Source organism: Aquibacillus saliphilus (assembly GCF_020404745.1).
GTDB lineage: Bacteria > Bacillota > Bacilli > Bacillales > Amphibacillaceae > Aquibacillus > Aquibacillus saliphilus.
Genome location: NZ_JAIZAP010000012.1, coordinates 129,147 through 136,690, shown reverse-complemented (window position 1 = coordinate 136,690; position 7,544 = coordinate 129,147). Strand labels below are relative to the sequence as shown.

The 7,544-nt window shown below is 37.9% G+C and carries 6 protein-coding genes; all 6 read right to left on the bottom strand.

Going from position 1 to position 7,544, the window contains the following annotated elements; translation table 11 throughout:
• Positions 1–380 precede the first annotated feature (380 nt).
• The 6 genes from LD272_RS13630 to ftsE all read right to left on the bottom strand — a co-directional run bounded on the left by LD272_RS13630 (position 381) and on the right by ftsE (position 7,449).
• A complete protein-coding gene (locus LD272_RS13630) occupies positions 381–1,277 on the bottom strand; it encodes a diacylglycerol/lipid kinase family protein (protein WP_226037157.1) in 897 nt (298 codons plus the stop codon).
• 208 nt (positions 1,278–1,485) lie between these two features.
• Positions 1,486–2,679 carry a PDZ domain-containing protein gene (locus LD272_RS13625; protein WP_226037156.1) on the bottom strand — a complete coding sequence of 398 codons (1,194 nt, stop codon included), beginning with the start codon at positions 2,677–2,679 and terminating at the stop codon, positions 1,486–1,488.
• A 157-nt stretch (positions 2,680–2,836) separates the two neighbouring features.
• The gene (locus LD272_RS13620; protein ID WP_226037155.1) at positions 2,837–4,339 is read right to left on the bottom strand and encodes a S41 family peptidase; all 1,503 of its coding nucleotides are present in this window, start codon (positions 4,337–4,339) and stop codon (positions 2,837–2,839) included.
• 136 nt (positions 4,340–4,475) lie between these two features.
• Positions 4,476–5,816, bottom strand: coding sequence for a murein hydrolase activator EnvC family protein (locus LD272_RS13615; protein WP_226037154.1), 1,341 nt, complete (start codon positions 5,814–5,816; stop codon positions 4,476–4,478).
• A 63-nt stretch (positions 5,817–5,879) separates the two neighbouring features.
• Positions 5,880–6,773, bottom strand: coding sequence for a permease-like cell division protein FtsX (gene ftsX, locus LD272_RS13610; RefSeq protein ID WP_226037153.1), 894 nt, complete (start codon positions 6,771–6,773; stop codon positions 5,880–5,882).
• A complete protein-coding gene (ftsE, locus tag LD272_RS13605) occupies positions 6,763–7,449 on the bottom strand; it encodes a cell division ATP-binding protein FtsE (RefSeq protein WP_226037152.1) in 687 nt (228 codons plus the stop codon). Before ftsE ends, ftsX begins: the two co-directional genes overlap by 11 nt.
• Positions 7,450–7,544: the final 95 nt, after the last annotated feature.

The following is a 7,544-nucleotide window of genomic DNA, read 5'->3' as shown; positions in this document are numbered from 1 at the left end:
GAATAAATCCAGGGTGAGTGCGCATTCCGGGACGCTGAGTGAGAATAAATCCAGGGTGAGTGCGCATTCCGGGACGCCGAGTGAGAATAAACCCGGGGTGAGTGCGCATTCCGGGACGCTGAGTGAGAATAAATCCAGGGTGAGTGCGCATTCCGGGACGCCGAGTGAGAATAAACCCGGGGTGAGTGCGCATTCCGGGACGCCGAGTGAGAATAAATCCGGGGTCTTCGGCTCGCGCAGTTCCGCAGGCCAGATATACTTCGAAAGCTTTGCATCGAACGATGAAGATTCAAGGTATGTCTATTCAAGTCCTGCGGGAGGAAAGGCTTCGGTGAGGCCTCCAAGTCGCGCAGCACGAGGAGGCTCACAAGCCACCCGCTTTACGCTTTTACTTCTATATTCCCAACGATCATTTTGATATGTTTAGGTAACACTTTTATTTTAGAAGGAGTATAATCTCGCTGTTCCCCATCACAATCAATAGGTTGGTTAGGAGAAGTTGTAATGGTAAGCTGATCTGTCTGAAAGGAAATTATTCCTTCATCGACAGTAGGTTCCTTAACTAGCTTAGATTGAAGCATTGACCAGAAGGCTTGAACAGACGTTTCCTTTATGATGAGAACGTCTAACATACCGTCCTGTATATTCCCTTTTGGAAAAAACGCATTAACTCCACCCGTAAACATACCATTACCAACAATCAGCATGACCACTTCTTCATTAAACTGAAAGGAACTTGACTCGATTTGTAATTGAAATGGCTTTACCTGCCCCATTGTCTGGGCAGTTCGAATATAATAGGCAAGTTGTCCAAAGCTATCCTTCGCTTCAGCATCAACGCTAAGAGCCACCTCTGTTACCAGACCTATCCCCCAGAAATTCAAAAAATAACTATTATCTGCTTTGCCAACATCAATTTCTGCTACGTTTTTTTCTAAGAGCTGACTAGTAGCCTTTAATGGATTCTGAAACATGCCTATCGATCTAGAGAAATCATTGCTAGTACCGCCTGGAATAATAGCAAGAGCAGGGCGCTTATCGATAACAGATAATGCATTAACCACCTCATTAACCGTACCATCGCCACCAGCCGCAATAATGCAATCAACACTTTCTGCAATTTCGTTAACAAAAAGGGCAGCATCTCCACCTTTTTCTGTTTGATAAACGGTTACTTCTTGAAATCCCTCTCGTAATTCTGCAGTAATTGTATCGATTAATCCAGATAACTTTTTCTTGCCTGAGTTAGGGTTATAAATGACTGCTACTTTATCCATAAGGATGCTCTCCTTTAGCTAATAGGTACATATCTTATTATAATGGTAAGATTCCCAATAAGTAATGATGATAAACGCTGATGGGATTTTCTATAAATGGGGTATATTTTGAAGTGATCGAATTGATGGTTTATATTTATAATTATAATAGAGTACTATAACTGAGGAACAGAATTGTTCTGAACTCAGTTATAGTACCATTGAAAGGCTATGCTAATCTGTCCTTTTTACTGGTATGGTTTTGTTCTTTCGTAAATACAATTCCAAGCTCATAGTGTTCACCTTGATACATTGCACGCTGGACAAACCGTATTTCTCCACGGTCGTCACGGATATCTAATTTGCAAAACGCACTGCTTGATTGTAACGCCTCATAAAATTCCTGCTCACTTGAAACACGCTGTCCGTTCACTTTAATTATTTTTTCCCCAACCATCACTCCAAGTTGATCTGCTGGTGTGCCAGGTATTATCCCTAATATTAACAAACCAGTCTGATCAGGACTGAAGAAAGGGAGCATCTGTTGGTCTTTATGTCGGAAGCGGTATGAGATCAGTTCCCGACCTATAATTCCCACTGTGACAGCAACAATCGTCATTATCGGTAGATAAAAACCAGATACCGCTAAACCTAATGTTAACAGTCCTAGTATTAGTATCGATTGACCTAGTCTTCTGACACTCTTAATTGCTGTGGAACCTCGTGCAACATGATCAAATCCAACCATCAATGGTAGGACAAGTAATCCATAGCTTTCACCGCCAATAGAAAAAAATGGCCACCAGTCAGTAAATGGTAATATTGCACCACTAGGAATCAATGTAAAAAAAGGGATAATTGCAATTTTTTTAATTCGGTGCTGCCCAATCCATTTACCACGATTTCCTTTAATAAGCTCAGGAAACGTTTCGCTCCGTTTAACTCGTAACATCATAATTGCTTCAATAATGATAAACAAACCTAATAATACCGTAAAGCTAACAAAGTTCACGTTTTGTATTTGCTCAATTAAGTAGACTGGCACGATACCATTCAGTACTGTTGGGATAACTAATAATAATAAATAAGTAAAACCAAATGTATAAGCTGCAGATAACCATGTAAACTTCATCGTCAAAGAAAATAAGAACATGACAGTTATTAACAAGAGTATGACTGCATAATTAAACATAAATCCTAACCCAACTGCCATTATTGACAGCAGAATACCACTTGTTAATGATAGCGTCCAAGTATGTTTAGTTTCTGTAAACGCATTAAAAATCTTCGTACCAAAACTTAGACGTTCTCGCTTAATTCTCTTTCTAGAGGCTAGTAACGTTAAGATAGCAAACCAATATAGTAAAGGATTAAGAAACAATTTACCAATGCCTTTTGCAATTTCTATTAACCAATCCTCCATTTGTCTTACTCCTTCCAGATACTCTGAAAAACACCAATATCATTATAATACTATATAAGATAAATTCGAGATTTGAATAGGAATTCCTGCCTAGATTAAATAAATGTTGCGATGAAAAATAAATAACCCGCGAGCTTCCTCGCGGATTATCATTTTACTATTGAAACAACACTTCTATCGCTTTATCTAGTTGATTATCGTGTTCACCACTTCTAATTTGCTCAATGATGCTAGTTTGCAACAGTTCTGCTGTTTGTTGATCAATCTCACCAGTATCTTCTAGATCATTTGCTTGTTGATATTGTTTAACTGCTTCTACAGTTTGTTCACTAAAGAAGCCATCTTCTCTTCCCGGTTCGAATCCAAGACCTTTAAGCATAATTTGTGCATTCGCAATTTTTTCATCACTTTGATTATAAGTAAGTGCGTCTTCGACTTGAATAGGATTCGTATAGAAATAATCTGGTTGTTTCACCTCTACTGTTGGCTCAACACCCTTTTCATGAATCCAGTTACCTTCAGGTGATAACCATTTGAATAGTGTCAATTTTATCGTACTACCATCACCCATCGGGATAGTCTGTTGTACTGTACCTTTACCAAAACTAGTCGTTCCTACAATATCGTAGCCTCCAGCTTCTTTCATTGATACAGCTAGTATTTCAGAAGCTGATGCACTCCCCTCGTCAATAAGCACACTAATAGGGTAATCCTTCTGCTCTTCTAGCTCTGAAAAGTAACGTGACTTCTCCCCATTACGATCCTCAATTTGAAGGTATGGCTGGTCCTTTGTTATAAAGTTTTTCAGTATCTCTTCTATCGACGGCAAAAGTCCTCCGGGATTGCCACGTACATCAATAACTAAACCATCAATCTCGTCTTTCTCTAATTCAGTTAATACTTCATGGAATCTTTCCGCAGTTTTCTCAGAGAAAGATGTAATTTCTATGACTCCAACCTTATTACCATCTACTTGTTTTGTCTCCATATATACTGTTTCTAGTGGTATATCATCACGAGTTAATTCAACTGTAAGTAAATCTGATACACCTGGACGTTCAATTTCTAAGGTAACCTTAGTACCTTGTTCGCCCCTGATCTTAGAAACAGCGTCATACAAATCTAGTCCTTCAACACTTTCATCATCTACCTTCAATATCTGGTCATTTGGTTTTAGCCCAGCTTGTTCTGCAGGTGAATCCTTGATTGGCGCTATAATCGTTACCTTACCTTCGACCATACTAACTTCTGCACCAATTCCTTCGAATGATGACTCAATTTGATTGTTGAACTCCTTAACTGTTTCCTTATCCATGAATACACTGTAGGGGTCATCTAAGGTGTCTAGCATGCCCTGAACTGCACCTTGAATAAGCTCATTCTTATTGGTTTCCTCTAGGTAATTATCCTGAATAAGTTCAAATGCTTGCATCACTTTGGACATCTCATCCAGTTCTTCTGCGTTATCAAACAAATCCTTTTGTTGATCAGGACTTAAATCGACAAAGTTACTTCCCTTACCCGTGTCCTGTCCATTTGCATTAGACTCATTTGTTGTTTCATCACTTTGAGCTAGCTCCACACCAATATAGGAACCAACTCCTCCCAGTACTAACGCAGCAACCAAAATACCTACTATGTAGATCTTTTTTACATTCACGATATCCACCTCTATTTATTGATTCTCCGTGTTGACGATTACTGCTATGTATGGAACAAAAAGACACCACACCGTATATGTGCGATGCCTTCTAACTATAGTTTATGCCATACTTGTCCTAATCATGTCCTGTTAATTATTTTAAATAGCCCATTGGGTTGATTCCATTACCCTGGCTCCAACGACCATTATGTACTTCAAAGTGTAAATGACTTCCATATGAACGTCCAGTATTACCCATTCCACCAAGCATTTGTCCTTCACTTACTGACTGACCTAAGGATACTGCTCTACTTACCATATGAGCATAAACAGTTGACATATTATATTGAGGGTGATAGACATACACAACATTACCATAGCTTGAAGAAAAAGCTGATCGTGTAACTACACCAGAAGCTGCTGCTGATATTCTTGTTCCCACACCGTTAGCAATATCGATACCTTTATGATAACCCAAACTTCTGCCACCATAACCTGAACTTAATCTTCCAGTAGCAGGCCAGCTAAATATACCACTGCCTCCAGCTGACAAACTAGATGACTGGCTAGTTGTTGAAGTATCACTACTCCCACTACTCTGATTTTCTTTTTCTTCTGCTCTTGCTTTTTCTTTAGCCAATTGCTCTAATCTAGCTGCCTCATTTTCAGCTTCTTTCATTGCTTTTTCAATAATAGCATTTTGGTCTCTTAATACTTGTTGTTCCTCTGCCAATGACATTTTATGGTCATGTAGTTCTTGTTCTTGTTCTTCAAGTGTAGCCATTAAGTTTGCTTTTTCTTCCTTTTGAGAGTTAAGTGTAGCTTTAAGTGAGTCTAGCTCCTTTTTTTGCTGCACTAAAGATGCTTTCTTTTCTTCTAGGCTAACCTTTTTTTCTTCTACTTCTTTTTGTTTAGTTTCTAAATCCTTTTTTTCTGTAAGATGTGTTTCCATGATTCCTTTATCTTGATCCATGATTTTTGTTACAGCACTAGCTCGATTTAGGAAATCACCAAAGTTTTGGGCGCCCATTAAAACTTCTAAGTAACTAATATCTCCCCCACTTTGCTGTAATGCACGTAAACGATTTTTCAAAAGATCTTCTCTTTGTTCAATTCTGTCTATTAAAATAGTAATATCTTCTTTTAACTGCTCTATTTCTTTTGTTGTTTGTTCAATCTCACCATTTGTGGTTGTTATTTCATTTTCTTTTGTCTGTAATTTAGATTGAGTATCCGCTAATTGATTGTCAAGCTGTGCAATCTGATTCGAAACGGTGTTTTGCTCAGCTTGATTTTCCTCAATCTTACTGTCAGTTTCTTTTTTCTTATTATTTATACTATTTTGTTCACTCTTTATATTACTACTTTCTTCTTTAAGTTCGTCAATTTCTTTTTTTACATCATCTAAACCTTCAGCAAACACATGCTGTGAAGCTGGTATGATTGCTGCAATAGTTACAATACTTATAACAAGCGAAGCTAACATCTTATTCATTGGCGAAAATTCCCCTTTTTCCTATTTAGTTAGTTCTGAATCTATTCAACTAATTTTTTCCTATTAAACTTTCAAGAATTTCCGAACACTCATTACGCTGCCCCAAACACCAATGATTGCTCCAATTGCAAGAATAATTAGTGACAATTGCCAAGCAAATGGATTAAATGGTAACAGTTCTACGAAAGCAAATTGTGTCAACGCAGAAATATTGTTTGTTGCGTAATGATAACCGGTAACTATCACTGCTATTGGTATAACACTACCTAATACGCCAAGTAGCAGGCCTTCAACGAAGAATGGCCAACGAATAAATCCATTAGTTGCACCGACAAGCTTCATAATTCCAATTTCTTTTTGTCTAGCCATGATGGTAATTTTAATTGTATTTGAAATTAAGAAAATCGCCGTAAAAATCAGCCCAATAATTAAGACTAAACCTATGTTTCTAGCAAGTTCATTAAATCGAAATAGATTTTGAACTACATCTTTCCCATAATTTACTTCCTGTACTTCATCTAAGTCCTCAATCCTCTCAGCTACATCTATTGTATCGAGTGGGTCTTCGGTTTTAATAACATATGCATCATTAAGAGGGTTGTCCTGTTCAAATAATTCCCAAGAGTTCCCTTCTTCTCCCATACTCTCAATCAAATTCGCTAGCTCGTCTTCCTTAGAGGAGAAATTTACTGATGAGACTTCAGGGATTTTGTCTATTTTGTCCCCTACTGTCTCAATTGCTGCTTCATCCACTGTCAATTCAAGCAATACCTTGATTTCAACGTCCTCTTCTATATTGGTAGCTATTTGATTTAAATTGATCATTAATGCTAAGAATGCCCCAACTAAAACTAGTGTTGTTGTAACTGCCCCAGCTGAAGCTACTGTCATCCATCCATTTCGCCAAATATTTTTCGAACCTTCGCGAAAGTGCCTCTTTACTGTTCTAAATTTCATAGCCGTATTCACCTCGATGTTCATCACGTACAATTAGTCCGCCTTCAATTGCTATCACGCGCTTCTTAATCGTATTTACTATCTCTTTGCTGTGTGTTGCCATAATGACAGTAGTTCCACTTGCGTTTATATCTTCTAAAATCCTCATAATTTCCCAAGATGTATCAGGATCTAAGTTACCAGTAGGCTCGTCCGCTATCAGAAGCTTCGGATAGTTAACAATCGCTCTAGCTATCGCAACACGCTGTTGTTCCCCACCGGATAATTCATCTGGTATAAAGCGAGCTTTATTCTTAAGCCCAACTAAATCGAGAACCTCCATTACTCTCTTACGAATATTCTTAGGTGTTTCTTCAATAACCTCTAACGCAAATGCAACATTTTCATAGATAGTCATTTTAGGTAGTAGTTTAAAATCCTGATAGACTACACCAATATCCCTTCGCAAAAACGGGACATCTTTCCATTTCATTTTATGAAGATTTTTATTATTAACGAGAATAGTGCCTTTTGACGGCTTTTCTTCTCTGAATATTAATTTTATAAATGTAGATTTACCTGCTCCACTAGGACCAACAACATAGACAAAATCACCTGACTCTATTTTGACATCAATGCCATTTAGAGCAGTTACGCCGTTTGGGTAAGTCTTATACACTTCCTGCATATCTATCATATATCTATCACCTTTTATCATTAGTATGTTGTGTCTCTATACTGACTGAATAGTTAAGTATAAACTTGCATGTTGTGTCGAAATATCAAGTCCCA

Bases quoted from the DNA above. Each gene is read 5' to 3' on its own strand.
- LD272_RS13630 (WP_226037157.1), bottom strand. From the start codon at position 1,277: ATGGATAAAGTAGCAGTCATTTATAACCCTAACTCAGGCAAGAAAAAG.
- LD272_RS13625 (WP_226037156.1), bottom strand. From the start codon at position 2,679: ATGGAGGATTGGTTAATAGAAATTGCAAAAGGCATTGGTAAATTGTTT.
- LD272_RS13615 (WP_226037154.1), bottom strand. From the start codon at position 5,816: ATGAATAAGATGTTAGCTTCGCTTGTTATAAGTATTGTAACTATTGCA.
- ftsX (WP_226037153.1), bottom strand. From the start codon at position 6,773: ATGAAATTTAGAACAGTAAAGAGGCACTTTCGCGAAGGTTCGAAAAAT.
- ftsE (WP_226037152.1), bottom strand. From the start codon at position 7,449: ATGATAGATATGCAGGAAGTGTATAAGACTTACCCAAACGGCGTAACT.